We start from the raw sequence: 13736 nt of genomic DNA on the forward strand, positions 1-13736 counted from the left end.
CGCGAGCTTGAAGCCAAGATCATCGAGCTGGACAAGAACCGCAACAACGTCGTGCTCTCGCGGCGGGCCTGGCTCGAGCAGACCCAGAGCGAAGTCCGTTCCGAGTTCCTCGCCCAGCTGGCCAAGGGCCAGATCCGCAAGGGCGTGGTCAGCTCCATCGTCAACTTCGGTGCCTTCGTGGACCTCGGCGGTGTGGACGGCCTCGTGCACGTCTCCGAGCTGTCCTGGAAGCACATCGACCACCCGTCCGAGGTGGTCGAGGTCGGCCAGGAGGTCACCGTCGAGGTCCTCGACGTCGACCTGGACCGCGAGCGGGTCTCGCTGTCGCTGAAGGCGACGCAGGAAGACCCGTGGCGTCAGTTCGCCCGGACCCACGCGATCGGTCAGGTCGTCCCGGGCCGGGTCACGAAGCTGGTGCCGTTCGGTGCGTTCGTCCGGGTGGACGAGGGCATCGAGGGTCTGGTCCACATCTCCGAGCTGGCCGAGCGGCACGTGGAGATCCCCGAGCAGGTCGTGAACGTCGGCGACGAGATTCTGGTGAAGGTCATCGACATCGACCTCGACCGCCGCCGCATCAGCCTGTCGCTCAAGCAGGCGAACGAGGCGGGAGGGCTGGCTGCCGACGGCGAGGCGTTCGACCCGAGCCAGTACGGCATGGAAGCCAAGTACGACGAGCAGGGTAACTACGTCTACCCCGAAGGCTTCGACCCCGAGACCGGGGAATGGCTCGAAGGTTACGAGGAGCAGCAGGCGGAATGGGAGCGGCAATACGCCGAGGCCCAGGCCCGCTTCGAGGCGCACCAGGCCCAGATCCGGGCCGCGCAGGAGGCCGACGCCGCCGCGGCGGCTCCTTCCTCCTACACCTCCCAGTCCGAGCAGCCTTCCTCGGCGATCGACGAAGAGGCGCTGCGTCGGCTGCGTGAGCAGTTCGGTCGGGAGTAGCCGACTCCCGTCACCGACGGTCGGGGCCCGGGGATCTTCTCCCCGGGCCCCGACCGATTTCCGATCCTTTCTCCTGCCCGTCCCAGACCCGGCGGGAGCCCAGCCCCGGGTAGAAGCTCAGCCCGGGCAGAGGGAGGTCCTCGGCCGGATCAGGACGAGGAGCGCGCCACGGCCGGGTCGACGTGATCCGGCCTGAGCAGGATCGGAACGTCCCCGCGGATCTCGTAGCGATGGCCGAGACGCGGGTTGACCAGCCAGCCGTCGACGAGCTCCAGCGGTCCCTTGTCGACCGGGCAGGCGAGGATCTTCAACAGTTCGGGTTCGATGGTCATCTCTGACGTTCCTGTTCGTCGTCTCGGGGGGCCGTCGCGGGACCCATGAGTATCCGTTCCGGATCCCCTGAGCATCGCAGACACCTCGGTCGGCCCTGACCGGCCCCGGCCGGGGGCGCCAGCCATCCCGGTGCCGGGCCCCGGTCGCGAGGCACCGGTTCGCGTCGCTGACGGGTTATGCAACCAACTCGATGACATAAAAACTTCTGGGGGGTAGCGTCGAAGTCGCTCGGCGGCCGGAGACCGGTCGCGAAGTCCCAGCTCGCCCTCATCGAGAGTCAGGTGTCCATGACTGTCCATGACTTCACCGTCGATGCCGCGGACGGAACCTCCCGCTCGCTCGGCGACTACGCCGGCCAGACGTTGCTGATTGTCAACGTTGCCAGCAAATGCGGTCTGACGCCGCAGTACGAGGGGCTGGAGTCCCTGTACCGGGATCTGCACGGCCGCGGCCTGGAGATCCTCGGCTTCCCGTGCAACTAGTTCGGCGGACAGGAGCCGGGTACCGACGCCGAGATCCAGGAGTTCTGCACCACGAAGTTCGATGTCACCTTCCCGGTCCTGAGCAAGATCGATGTGAACGGGCCCGACGCGGCCTCGCTATACACCCACCTGCGTTCCGAGGCGCCCGGTGACTTCGGGCCCGATGCCGGTTTCCTCTACGAGCACATCAAGAAGACCCGGCCGGAAGCGATCGGCACCGACGAGATCAAGTGGAACTTCACCAAGTTCCTTGTCGACCCGGACGGAAAAGTGGTCCGCCGGTACGAGCCGACCGTCACCCTCGAGGAGATCCGCAAGGATCTTGAGGCCACCCTGGCCTGATGGTTCTCCCGTGCCCGGCCTGCCGCTGTCGCCGGCCGGGCACGCCGAAGCGGGCGGTGCCCGCCGGCTTCGCAGCAGGAGTAGGCGAGCGCGGTCAGCGGACGCCGAACAGCGCCAGATAGCGTTCCGCCGCGTTCGGGTTCAGTACCGGTCTGTACAGCGAGGATTCCACGTTCCCCTCCTCGGCGTTGTTGAAGTACGCCTCGTAGGCCAGGGCGTCGGCGTTCGCGGTGAAGGTCTCGTACATCTTCTGGATGTAGTAGGGGTTGTCGCCACCGCCGCCGGTCGTGCGTACCAGACCCCACTCCGGAACGGCGAACTTCTTGCCGTGGGCGCGGGCGAAGGCGATCACCGTGCACAGGCCGGATCGCAGATGACACTGCCGGTCCCAGATCGTCTTACTGACGGAGGCGGGATAGGAGTCGTAGGAGTCGATGCTGACCACGTCGATGTAGTCGTCACCGGGATAGGCGTCCCAGACGTCCTGACCGCTTACCGGCAGGTGATCCCGGTGTGCGGTTATATTCCAGTCGATCCGCACGTGCGGCGCGGTCGACCGGATCGCCAGGACCGTGCGGCGGTAGCAGGTCTTCCAGGTCTCGACGTCGCGTGGATACCACCAGAACCAGTCGCCGTTGAACTCCCAGCCGAGCCGGACGAAGGCGTCGCCGCGGCCGAACGTCGTCAGCGTGGTGCCGAACTGCCGCCAGTAGTTGTCGTAGGCGCCGGTCGCGCAGGTGGCCTCGTCGCCGTCCTTGGGGAACATCGGCTGGGCGACCGACAGGCCGCCGGGGAACTTGTCCCGGGTGAAGGCCTGCGTCGGCCAGCCGGCCGAGACCAGGTTGGTCCAGTCCTGCCGATCCGTGAAGACGACGGCCAGGTCCACCTTGCGGCCGGTGAAGACCGACCAGAGATTGACGTCCGCGGGGAAGTTGCCATTGGCGCCGGAGACCCAGTGCACACCGCCGGGCTGGGGCTGGGGCGGCTTGGGTTTGTCCGAGCAGGAGCTGAGCCCGCCGGCGACCAGGCCGATGATCAGCAGGAGGAGCAGCGGCAGCGGGAGTGACCGCGGGTGGGCGGCGCGGACGGTGTGGCGGCCGGCAGACCCCCACCCTCGCGGTGCCAGGCGCGGTCTCATACGGCGGAGGGTCCGTGCGCGGCGGAGGGTCGCTGCGTACCCGAAGCCGTGGCCGTGGCCGTGGCGCCGAGCAGCGGCGTCTCCACCGGGCCGGGCCGCCGGGCCCGTAGCCATGCTTGCACGGCCTCGGCCTCGGCCGCCCAGTCGTGACCGGGAACGAGCGCCTCACCCACCTCCATGTGCGTGGCCATGGAGGGCTCTGGCACCAGCATCGTGCGGCGCAGCCGTTCGGGCCGCGCCAGGGCGACGGCGTTGAGTGTCGTGCGCAGCCCGCTCAGCACCACCCGACGAGCGACCCGCACGGCGGGGGGCTGCGGGGAGAACGCAGGCGGTTCCCCGCCCAGCTCGGCCAGCCGGAAGGGCTGGAAACCCTGCAGGGTAAGACAGGTCGCGCGGTCGAAGGCGCCGCCGACGAACGGGATCGAGCGCAGCAGCAGTTCGTCCTCGAGCAGGGTGCCGACCCGCAGGCCGAACGTGCTGGTCGTGGCGGCGGCCCTGGCCCAGGTCACGCCGTCGAGCACCGGCGCGTGGGAGTGGCTGCCGCCGTCCCGGTGGACCATTGGCCGGCGGCGGGTGGTGGTCGAGGAGAATCGCAGCGTGCTGTAAAGGGTGAAATAGTCGACCGCGGGGAGCGCGGTCGCTGCCGCGACGAGACTGGAAAGCGATTTTTCCGTGTACAAATAGTCATCTTCGGCGAGCCAGACCAGATCGTCCGGCGGCCAGCGCCGGACCCGCGGCATCCGCAGCACGTACCGGTAGGATGCGCGATTGCTGCCGCACTGCACCGACTGCACCTCGCCGGCGGACGTCATCACGGCAAGACGCTCCGCCGGCATCGGGCCGTCATTGACGAAGACGATCCGTACCGGGATGTCGACGTTCTCGACGGCCCGGAGGAGAGAGGCCAACGCAAGCATCTTGCTGTAGAAGGCCGGCCGGTTCTTCGTGTTTTCCGAACCGACCGACCGATAAAGAATACGCAGAATCATCGCAACCCCCCTACCGGCCCTGGCCCGGCAGCACTCATCGCGGTAGCCTCGACGCCTCGGACGCCGCCTCGACGCGGTCGGCCGAACATATTGCGCACAGCCCGTACGTTACCGTGAAACATCATCATTGCCGGTCCCGGTCGGGCGCTCCGGAACTCGGCCCTGTACGTCCGGTCCGGCCGGCTCACCGGAAAGGGCGATCGCCGTGTCCCGTTCCACCTCCCGCGCGGCCCGGCGGACGAGGATGAACCAGCTGGGGACGGTCACCCAGAAGGCAAGTATGTAACCGCAGACCGCGCCGGTGCCGCCGCCGATCTCCAGACCGACGATCGGATAGACGACAAGCTGGGGGGCGAGCACCGCATTCGCGCGGAAGGTGAGCTTGGCCTTGCCGAGCGCGTAGAGCATGCAGGCCGGTCCGACCGTCGCCGCGGAGCCCGCCTGCTGCACGATGGACAGCGCCAGCAGGTCGTGGGTCTGCTCCCAGGTCTCGCCGAGCAGCGAGTGCCCGATGCTCGTCGGCAGGACGAGAAAGAGCGTCCCCCAGGCGGCGCCGGCCGCGACGATCACCGCGGACAGGGCGTAGGCGGCGCGGACCCGGGCCGCGGCCGAGAGGTCCTTGCGGCGGGAGAACTCGGGGATGGCCCAGCTCACGATCCCGACCGCGAGAATGGTCGTCGGTCCGAGCAGGGTCTGCACCCCGCGCAGCGCGCCGACCAGGTCGATCGCGTCCAGCGTACCGAGCAGCAGGGTGGATGCCTGCTGGGCGCCCTGGACGGTGAGGTACTCGGCGCTCATGTACCCGTTGACGTCGCGGTGTTCGGCGATCCACTCGCGCACGAGGCTCGGCGCCGGCTTGAAGCCGGCCTGCGTGACGCCCAGCATGGCGGCGACCGCGGCGGCGCCACCCCAGGCCAGCAGCATCGCCCACGAGGTGGAGACGTCGCGGACGATCAGCGCGTAGATGGCGGCGAACTGGACGATCGCCCAGATCCCGTCGTTGGCGGCGGCGGCGGCCGGGCGACCCTCGGCGAAGAAGACCTGCCGCCAGGCGTCCTGGAGCAGCAGCGTGGGAAAGACCAGTCCCATCGCCACCAGCGAGGCGCCGACCGAGCCGCCCATCGCCGCACCGACGGCGAGCGTCACGACCCCGGAGACCAGCCCGATTACGAGGGCAGTGCCGGTCCCCGCCGCACCGGCCACCCGAAATACCCGTGGCGGCACGTCGGAGAACTTCATCCCCAGCGGAGCGGTGCCGGCGGCCTTCGAGAACCCGATCATCAAGGAGAAGATCGCGAAGGCGACGGCGAAGGCCCCGAACTCGGATTTGCTGACGCTGCGGGCGATGACGAAGGACATCGCGGCGTTCGTCCCGCTGGAGAGCACCTGGTCGACGAGTGTCCAGATGGCCCGCGAGCGGCTGGAACCCCGGGTCGGTCGCTCGTCACGGTGGTGACCACCGGCCGGGCCGTCGTCGTCCAGGATGGTCAGCCCGTAGTCAACCGGTTCCCCGCCATCCGGGACTGCCGGTGCCTCGCGCCCCCGGTGGATCTCGCCGCAGCGGATCGGGGGAGTGAGCCATTCGCCGGTCGCGGGACCCCACAGGGGGAGCAGCCCCTCGGGGGTCGGCCCGTCCACTGCCGTCCCGAAGGCTTCCACGGCCGGGACCCGGCGGCCGCGCAGGCCGCGGATGACCTGGGTCCGCTCCCGGTCGAACTGTTCCGGTCGCGGCGGCAGGGCGGCGGTGACCTCCGGCGCGGGTCCCGTCCGGGGGCGTGGCGACTCGTGGTGCTGGGCCGTGGCCGGCGCGGATGTCTCCGGGCCGGTCACCGCAGCCCACCCGACCCTCCGCCGGGTGGTACTCGGACGGCGGAGGGATCGCGGAGAATCTCGATGATCGTCTGTTGTTGGGGGTTGGTGGCCAGACTCATTGATCCACCGCCGTCCGTCCTCTCCGTGCCGCATCGGTCCGACCCCGGCTCCCCGCGCCGGCCGCCGGACGGTCGAGCGATGCCGCCGCTTCCGCGCAGGGCGACGATCGAGCCCACCGCGTCGCTTCTGACCAGGGTGTCAGCCGGCCAGGGTGCTAGCAGGATGGTAGCTCTATGGGATCGGGACACTCGGCTAGGGCCGCTCGGGTGGATCTGGTCCGACCGGACCCGGCAACGGTGGTTGACCGGACCGGATCGCGGGTGCATGAAACGGGCAATGAGATCGCGATTCTCCGGCATGTGCCTGCCCCGTAGACGGTTCGCTCGCCTACGTCCGCGATCTTCCGCAGCCAGGCTGATGGTCCGCAAGTTTAGCAGTCGGGCCTCGGTCTGATCCCCTTGTTACGTCGGTCACCCCGGCAGGGCGGTACCCGGTGGCGGATCCAGTGAGGTGTGGGTGCGCCATCCGATCCGCTTCCGGGACACCGGCTGCCGGCCGGGTCAGGGCATCCTTGATGTCGGTGGCTGCGCTCGCAGACGCCTGGACAAGGCAGGAGCGGGGCATGGGCCGCATCATCATTGAGGTTAGGTTCGGCAATGAGGTTAGGTTCGACAATGAGACTGGGTTCGACACCATGGTGAGAGCCCCCCGATGGAGCTGACGGACCGCGGCATCGGCACCCCTGAGGCGGGCAGGGTGGCGTCCGCACCGCTGCACGATCCAGTGCGGATGTACCTCGGTCAGATCGGCAGGGCCCGGTTGCTCACCGCCGAGGGGGAGATCGACCTCGCCAAGCGGATCGAGGCCGGCCTGTTCGCCGCTCAGAAGCTGGCGTCCCCCTCGGTCGTGACGTCGCCGCAGCTCTGCCGCGAGCTGGAGGCGGTCGAGCGGGACGGTCGGCTCGCCAACCAGATGCTGCTCGAAGCCAACCTGCGGCTCGTCGTCTCGATCGCCAAACGCTACGTGGGGCGGGGCATGCTCTTCCTGGACATCATTCAGGAGGGCAATCTCGGTCTCATCCGGGCGGTCGAGAAGTTCGACTACACGAAGGGCTACAAGTTCTCCACCTATGCCACGTGGTGGGTGCGTCAGGCGATCACCCGTGCCCTCGCCGATCAGGCGCGGACGATTCGCCTCCCGGTGCACGTGGTCGAGCGGGTCAACCAGATGGTCCGCATGCGCAGGCAGCTGCTCACCGAGCTCGGCCGCGAGCCGACCGTGGAGGAGATCGCCGTCGCCATGGACCTCTCCGTGGACAGGATCGAGGAACTCGTCGGAATCGCCCGTGAGCCGATATCGCTGGAGGCTTCGATCGGGGAGGAGTCCGACGGGCAGTTCGGCGATCTCATCGAGGACACCGGAGCGGTCGAGCCCGTCGAGGCAGCCGTCGCCAGCGTCCTCGGGGAGCAGATTCGCTCTGTGTTGACGGCGCTGACCGACCGGGAGAGGAAGGTCATCCAGCTGCGGTTCGGCCTGGTCGACGGTCGTTGCCGAACCCTGGAGGAGGTCGGCCGTGAGTTCGGGGTGACCCGGGAGCGGATCCGGCAGATCGAGTCGAAGACCCTGGCGAAGTTGCGTCATCCCTCGCGTTCACAGGCGCTGCGCGACTACCTGGAATAGCCCGTCTGGAACAGCCCGTCGCCCGTCTCGTCGATGGCGAGCAGGTCCTGCAGCTCGGTGACGACCTGCTGGAGCTGGCCGGCGAACGCGTACATCCCGTCCGCGACTGCGCGCGGCGTACTCAGGTAGAGGTTGAACCGGTCCGGCAGCAGCACGTAGGCGATGCCGATGCACTGGCTGCTGGTAGACCCGAAGCCGAAGAACTCGACGTTGGTGGACGGCGCGGAGCTGGTGCTCAGGTAGTCGTCGCGCGCCTTGAGCCAACCCGGGGTCTCGTGGAGCGCGATCGGTTCGGTCACCCCCAGCCGCGCGCCTTGGCGGCGGGCGATGAACTGCAGCTCCCACAGGTGCTGCTCGGGGGCCCGCCCGGCCTGGCAGTCCTTCGCGCGCCGCACGTGCGCGTCGGCGGCGGCGCGGAACGCGGTCCGGCGGGTGGCGGTGTCGGTGCCCGGGTCGTTGAGCATCGTCACGAACCGCTGGATCTCCGGAGTGACGACCCGCATCGCCTCCGTGCGGCCGCGCCGCCAGTGCCGGGTGGCGATCGATTCGTAGGTGGCGCCGATGTGCCCCTTGGCCCGGCTGCGCGCCAGCTGGTAGGCGAGCTGCACGAACGCGTCCGGCGACGTCTTCAGTGCCTTGGCCCGGTTCTGCCCGAAGTCGGTGAAGGACAGCACCGTTGAGGCGGTCGCCGCGGCGAACTCCGCGAACGACGCGCCGGCGGCGGCTACGTCCGCCCGCAGGCTGGCGTCGAGGACGAACTCGACGGGCTCGATGACGGGTAGCCCCTGAGGCCGGGCGCCAGAGCTCGCCGAATGCTCCGCGGGCGAGGTACCCAGCAGGTCGTCGACGAAGCTGAGGATCGTCGTCCCGTCCAGCCCACAGTGCTCGACGTTGATGCCCGCCCGGCCGTCGGCGAAAACGATCAGTGACACCGCCTTGTCGAACCACCGGTTGGCGCTGTCGCCGTGGAGCAGGTGGTCACACGCGGCCAGGTTGTCCTCGGGGGTGAGGTCTTCCAGGCACAGGGCGAACAGCGCGGTCTCGATCGTGTCGAGCGCGGCCGCGTTGGCGGGGTCCAGAGTGAGCAGCGCCTGGCGGCTCGCGGCCCAGTCGGCCCGGGCCTTGGTGGTGAGCTGGCCGACGGCGGCGTCCGCCGGAACCCGCGACGCGGCGGCCTTCACCACGGCGCGCAGGCCCGCCGCGAGGTCGTCCAGGGTGTACGGGTGACCGTCCGGCCCGACGACGTCCAGCCGGACGATGTTTCCCCGGTGGAAAACGACGATGTGGCGGGCCTGGGACGGCCCGGGCCACCGCTCGCTGTACGGGGTGCGCACGGTGTCCTGGGCCGCTCCCGGGATCCGGGTCGTGGAGAACAGGAACGTGTTCTGCGCCATCGACAGCGTCTGGCCGCGCTGGACGACCGGCTCGACCCGCTCGTCGTCGAGGCGCAGCTTGTAGTCGACGGCTGCCGCCACGAGCCCGGCGGCCCGCTCCACCTGCGGCTGCTCGGCGGACAGACCCTCGGCGTCCTTGAACAGGAAGATGTAGTTCGCGTTGAGCGCGATGCGGTCGCGCCGGCCGAGGTAGCGGGAGTCCCAGAAGCCGTCCAGCCAGCTGTGTATGCCCTCGGTGGCTTCGTAGCGATCCAGCGCCGCATGCAGGGTGGGGCCGGGGCCGCCCGGTGCCTGGAAGGCCGCGACGGCCGCCTCGGTCGTCGCCCGCTCGGCCGGGGTCAGCAGCGGCGCGGACCAGGCAAGGAAACGCTCGCAGCTCTCCGCCAGCGTGGGCAACGGCACCCGGGGCAGCAGATCGTCGTTCGCGAAGGTTCCGGTGGACCGCTGGGAGCTACTGATCGCATTCATGCTGGGCCTCGGGTTGTCTCGGGGAACTCGTCTCGGGGACACGGCCATGGTGAACGCCACGGGCTGCGTTGGGTCCATGGTCGCCGAGCTTCCATGGGTGGCGGGCGTTCCATCGGACATTCGGCTCGTACGGTTCATCCGACTCGTATGATGGCCGGGTCGCCCTCGACCTACCAGCCGTACGGGGGGGCACCGCCGGCACCGGTCGCCCGTTATCCCGGCGGAACCGGCCGGGTGGGTGTCGCCGCCGGTCGCCGGCCGGAGGCGGGGTGAGTGGTCGAGGGACTGGTCACCCCGCGCGGCCGGGAGATGTGCAGTTGGGCGTACAGCCAGCCCTCGGCCTCCAGCCCCCGTGGATCGACGCCGACGGTGGACAGCGTGTCGAGCACGAGCGACTGCTCCTCGGCGGAGGCGAAGCGCCGCTGCCGGAAGACGCGGTCGACGTGCACGGTCTCATACCCGAGCCTCGTGAGCGTCGCCTCGACCGGTTCGAACGGGAACATCCGCAGCACGAAGTGGGCCATCCACGGCCTGCGCTCACCGGCCGCGCGGGCCACCCGGGCGATGGTTCGCTCGGTGACGTACCCGAGGCAGCCCGTCGAGACGACGATGTCCGTTCCGGCGAGCCGCTCCCGTTCGGCGTCGGTCGGGTCACGGTCCTCCAGGTTGGCGTGCACGGCGGCATCGAGGAACCCGGCCGCGAGCGCGTAGGAGAGGGCCGGCCCCGAGCTGTCCAGGCCGAGGAACTGGCTCGCCTCCAGCCCGTCGCGGGACCGGACGAGCTCGCGGTCACGGGCGAGCAGCAGGTCCCGGGTCGGCCGCGTCCCGGGCGGTGCGTAGCCCTCGTGCAAGTCGTCCAACGTCACGTCACAGCGGAGCAGCGCGGCGTTGATCCCGTAGGAGCAGCCCACGTCCAGGACCGTCGGCGGTCGTCCCCGAACCATCCGGAATTCCCGGATGAGCTGGCTGAAGTACGGTTTGGCGAGCTGCGGGATACAGTAGTCGAGTTTCCGCAGGGTACTGAAGTAGGCGTGTGGGTCGGGCTGCGTGTAGATGTGGTCGAGCGAGATCTTCCCGCTGTCGTCGAACCGCGTCGTCCCGGTGGAGTACGCGGCCTCGGAGGAATTCGTGGTTCCGTCGGAGTCGATGGTCTCGGCAGAATATCTGCTGTCGTCGGAATACACGCGTCTGGCGCTCCTTGTGACGGGCGGTCGGGGCAGATGGGCCGGTGCTGACGCAGCTTGCCGACCGCATTCTGGTCCAGCTAGTCCAGCAGTTGGTCGACGCGGACCGCGCTCTTCTCCGCAGCCAGGTGCCGCGGGAGGACCCGGCCGAAGAGCTGCTTCGTGCGCGCGACACTGCCGACGACCTCGGGGTGCCCGGTGTAGGCGAAGATTGCGGAATGCCGGGCCGTGTCGCCCTCGACCGGGCTCACCCGGTGCATCGAATAGCGGCCCAGGAAAAGCTGGAGATCACCAGGCCGGACGGTGAGACGCCGGACCAGATGGCCGCCCTCGCCCGCCAGCACGGCCCGCACGCCGGCGAAGTTCTCCGCCTGCGCGGACCTGATGTTCGGGCAGTACTCGAAGTCGCCCCCGGCCCGCGGCGCCTGCGTGAGCAGGCTCACCGCGAATTCGTTCGTGTCGAAGTGCCAGGGGTGCTCCAGCCCGGGGGCGATGACGTTGAGGCACAGCCCGGCCAGCGGGTCGGCGAGTTCGTGGACTCTCGGCAGGTCGAAGCAGCCGGCGATGAAATGCTGGAAGAGCTCGCTGGTGTAGAGCCGGTGGACGGCGAATTCGGTGGGAATCTGGTCGCGGGCGACGAAGGCATTCCCTCGCCGCATCGTGAACCGGCCCGGATGATCGGCCGGCAACGACGAGTCGACCGCGATGTTGTAGGCGTTGACCGTCTCGACCTCATCATACGCGAGCGGAGCGACGGTGGCGCACTCCTGTGCGAACGCGGTGGGCCGGACGAATCCCGGGAGGACACAGCACCCGCGAGTGCGCAGTTCTTCCCGGGCCCACGAGACGATGTCCCGCCAGGCGCGGCTCGAAGGTTCGGTGAGAGGATAACGAACCGTATCGATCAGCTCGCTGATGGACCAGGTTTCCGTCGCAACCATGTGACTCCTCTCCGCCGCTAGGCGGCGGCATCGGGCCGCCGATGGGAACCGTCCACGACCTCGATGTGATGTGTCACATGGTCACCCGATGCTCGGGATGGCGAAAGTCAGTGTGAGATGTCGCACGACTGCGCTCGCATGGGACGCGAATCCAGCTCACATCGCGGCGATGAGAAGCCATGGCCCGGTGCCGTCCCCCGGGGCGCCACGCCAGGCGCTGCTCTCCCCGGGAGACGACACCGCCGACGGCTCGCACCGTGCCGCGGTCCGCGCTCCTGACCGCCGTGTTACAGGACGCCGCGGCGCCACGGTCCGGTGATGGCCGCGGTGAAACCGCTGCCCACCTCGGAGGCGCCGAAGACGTTCGCGAACAGTGTCTGGCCGTCCGGGCTGAAGCAGGCGCCGGCCCATTCGGAGTCGCTGAAGCAGTTCACCGCGAACTCGAAGGCCTTCCCGTCCTGGGTGAGGCCGATCAGCCGGTTGACGTCGGTGATGCCAGGGGCGAGGGGGTGGGTGTCGCCGTCTTTACCGCCGGCGTCGTCCTCGCACAGCAACAGGCTGCCCTGTGGAGTTATCGTGATGTTGTCGGGTGAGTCGAGGACGGATCCGCCGGGTGATTCGAACACCAGGCGCAGCCGGCCGGCGTCGGTGTGACTCCCGCTGGTGCGGCGGCCCCGTCCTGCGGCGGGCTGGTACTGCCAGATCTGGCCGTAGCCTTCCGCGAAACCGTCGGAGTTGACGTCGCCGTTCTTGACGTCCCCGCCGCTGGTGGAGGCGAAGAAGATCGAATAATCTGCTGCCCAGATGCCTTCCAGCCGGTTGAACTTCGCCGCGCCGCCGGCCCAGCCCTGCGCGAACACACTGGTCGGGTTCGGTTTCTCGGCCTCGACGATCGGGTCCGGGTCGGGGTTGTCGATGTCGACCCACTCTACCGGCAGCCACACCCCGCGCCGCTGCCCTTCCCGCAGGTCGACCTGCGGCCTGCCCGTGACCGCCAGAATCTGCAGCAGCCCGCCCTTCTCCAACTTGTCCGGGTCTTTGGGGATGAACCGGTAGAATCCCGAGCCGCGGCCGGAGCCGGAGTCCTCGGTCAGGTACACCACACCGATGCGCTGGTCGACCGCGACCGCCTCGTGGGAGAAGCGGCCCAACGCGGTCAGCGGCACCGATGGGACGGTCGTGCCCGCGCCCGCCGGGACCAGGAAGACGTAGCCGTGCTTCTTGTCGAAGCCGTTCGCCGGGCCGACGACAGTCTCCTCGCAGGTGATCCAGCCCTTGTACCGGTAGGCCTGGCCGCCGGCGCAGTTGACCGTGGTCCCGTTCAGGCCGATGTAGTCGTTGACGATCGTGCGGGTCTTCGGGTCGAAGTCGAGAACCGTGACCCCGCCGAAGGCCTTCGGGTCGTACTTCGTACCGTCCGGGCCCTTGACCGAGCCCGACCCGGCCGGGGACCGGTCCTCGCTGTTACGGATCAGTCGCACCCGTCCTCCGGCCAGCCCGAACGCACCCATGCCGTCGAGGTTGACCGGGTTCGGGGTGTTCGGGTCACTCACCAGCGGCGTGCCGGTCTTGGCCAGCGCCACGTAGCTGAATCCGGCCGGCAGCGCGAGGTACTTGGTGCCGCCCGGCTCGTTGACGGGAGCCAGCGGGCTGAGCGGACCGTAGCCGCCGGTGTAGGGCCCGCCGGTGGGCGGGGGCGGCGCGGCCAGGGCCGCGTTCTCCAGGGCCGGTAGCAGAGCCGACGCCACTACCGCCCCGCCCACGGCCGTCGCACCCCTGCTCAGTAGTGCGCGCCTGTCGATCTGAACCACGTTCAGCCTCCCATACCGATCGTTCCGGACCAGCCGACAGGCTGGCAGCTGCCCACGCAGAGCACAGGAGACAACACGCAGCCAGAATGTTAAGGCTGAATGAAATACGAGGTTGCGGTATCTGGTCGGCATGTCCCGGCAACCCACAGTGCCGGCAACC

Annotated in this window: 10 protein-coding genes and 1 pseudogene; 3 read left to right on the forward strand and 8 right to left on the reverse strand. The window is 69.1% G+C overall.

The window, feature by feature from the left end; translation table 11 throughout:
- The coding region (locus AC08OU_RS04740; RefSeq protein WP_476604413.1) for a S1 RNA-binding domain-containing protein at nt 1-942 on the forward strand (942 nt) is incomplete at its 5' end.
- A gap of 149 nt (nt 943-1091) precedes the next feature.
- Here the strand turns inward: AC08OU_RS04740 and AC08OU_RS04745 are convergent.
- Complete coding sequence (locus AC08OU_RS04745) at nt 1092-1274, reverse strand: Trm112 family protein (protein WP_462185829.1); 183 nt, start codon at nt 1272-1274, stop codon at nt 1092-1094.
- A 288-nt stretch (nt 1275-1562) separates the two neighbouring features.
- Here AC08OU_RS04745 and AC08OU_RS04750 point away from each other — a divergent pair.
- Nucleotides 1563-2099, forward strand: a pseudogene (locus tag AC08OU_RS04750) (glutathione peroxidase).
- A gap of 94 nt (nt 2100-2193) precedes the next feature.
- Here the strand turns inward: AC08OU_RS04750 and AC08OU_RS04755 are convergent.
- The 3 genes from AC08OU_RS04755 to AC08OU_RS04765 all read right to left on the reverse strand — a co-directional run bounded on the left by AC08OU_RS04755 (nt 2194) and on the right by AC08OU_RS04765 (nt 6056).
- Nucleotides 2194-3237: a glycoside hydrolase family 26 protein gene (locus AC08OU_RS04755; RefSeq protein ID WP_476599297.1), complete on the reverse strand. Its 1044-nt coding sequence runs from the start codon at nt 3235-3237 to the stop codon at nt 2194-2196.
- Complete coding sequence (locus AC08OU_RS04760) at nt 3234-4226, reverse strand: hypothetical protein (RefSeq protein WP_476604414.1); 993 nt, start codon at nt 4224-4226, stop codon at nt 3234-3236. The genes AC08OU_RS04755 and AC08OU_RS04760 overlap by 4 nt, the downstream gene beginning before the upstream one ends.
- 108 nt (nt 4227-4334) lie before the next feature.
- Nucleotides 4335-6056, reverse strand: a complete 1722-nt coding sequence (locus AC08OU_RS04765) for a hypothetical protein (RefSeq protein WP_476599299.1) — start codon at nt 6054-6056, stop codon at nt 4335-4337.
- A 753-nt stretch (nt 6057-6809) separates the two neighbouring features.
- Here AC08OU_RS04765 and rpoD point away from each other — a divergent pair.
- Entirely contained in the window at nt 6810-7778 is a 969-nt protein-coding gene (gene rpoD / locus AC08OU_RS04770; protein ID WP_462185825.1) for an RNA polymerase sigma factor RpoD, read from the forward strand.
- On the opposite strand, the gene AC08OU_RS04775 is transcribed toward rpoD, so the two are convergent.
- The 4 genes from AC08OU_RS04775 to AC08OU_RS04790 all read right to left on the reverse strand — a co-directional run bounded on the left by AC08OU_RS04775 (nt 7766) and on the right by AC08OU_RS04790 (nt 13576).
- Nucleotides 7766-9640: a choline/carnitine O-acyltransferase gene (locus tag AC08OU_RS04775; RefSeq protein WP_476599301.1), complete on the reverse strand. Its 1875-nt coding sequence runs from the start codon at nt 9638-9640 to the stop codon at nt 7766-7768. The genes rpoD and AC08OU_RS04775 overlap by 13 nt on opposite strands.
- Nucleotides 9641-9852: 212 nt before the next feature.
- Entirely contained in the window at nt 9853-10824 is a 972-nt protein-coding gene (locus AC08OU_RS04780) for a class I SAM-dependent methyltransferase (protein WP_476599303.1), read from the reverse strand.
- An 80-nt stretch (nt 10825-10904) separates the two neighbouring features.
- On the reverse strand, nt 10905-11765 hold the full coding sequence (locus AC08OU_RS04785; RefSeq protein WP_462203168.1) for a HalD/BesD family halogenase: 861 nt from the start codon (nt 11763-11765) through the stop codon (nt 10905-10907).
- Nucleotides 11766-12052: 287 nt separating this feature from the next.
- Nucleotides 12053-13576 (reverse strand): alkaline phosphatase PhoX, encoded by a 1524-nt coding sequence (locus AC08OU_RS04790; protein ID WP_476604415.1) that lies wholly within the window; start codon nt 13574-13576, stop codon nt 12053-12055.
- Nucleotides 13577-13736: the final 160 nt, after the last annotated feature.

It is taken from the genome of Frankia sp. CcMO1 (assembly GCF_977945845.1).

Coding starts and splice junctions, on each gene's coding strand:
- AC08OU_RS04745 (WP_462185829.1), bottom strand. CDS start 1,274: ATGACCATCGAACCCGAACTGTTGAAGATCCTCGCCTGCCCGGTCGAC.
- AC08OU_RS04755 (WP_476599297.1), bottom strand. CDS start 3,237: ATGAGACCGCGCCTGGCACCGCGAGGGTGGGGGTCTGCCGGCCGCCAC.
- AC08OU_RS04760 (WP_476604414.1), bottom strand. CDS start 4,226: ATGATTCTGCGTATTCTTTATCGGTCGGTCGGTTCGGAAAACACGAAG.
- rpoD (WP_462185825.1), top strand. CDS start 6,810: ATGGAGCTGACGGACCGCGGCATCGGCACCCCTGAGGCGGGCAGGGTG.
- AC08OU_RS04775 (WP_476599301.1), bottom strand. CDS start 9,640: ATGAATGCGATCAGTAGCTCCCAGCGGTCCACCGGAACCTTCGCGAAC.
- AC08OU_RS04785 (WP_462203168.1), bottom strand. CDS start 11,765: ATGGTTGCGACGGAAACCTGGTCCATCAGCGAGCTGATCGATACGGTT.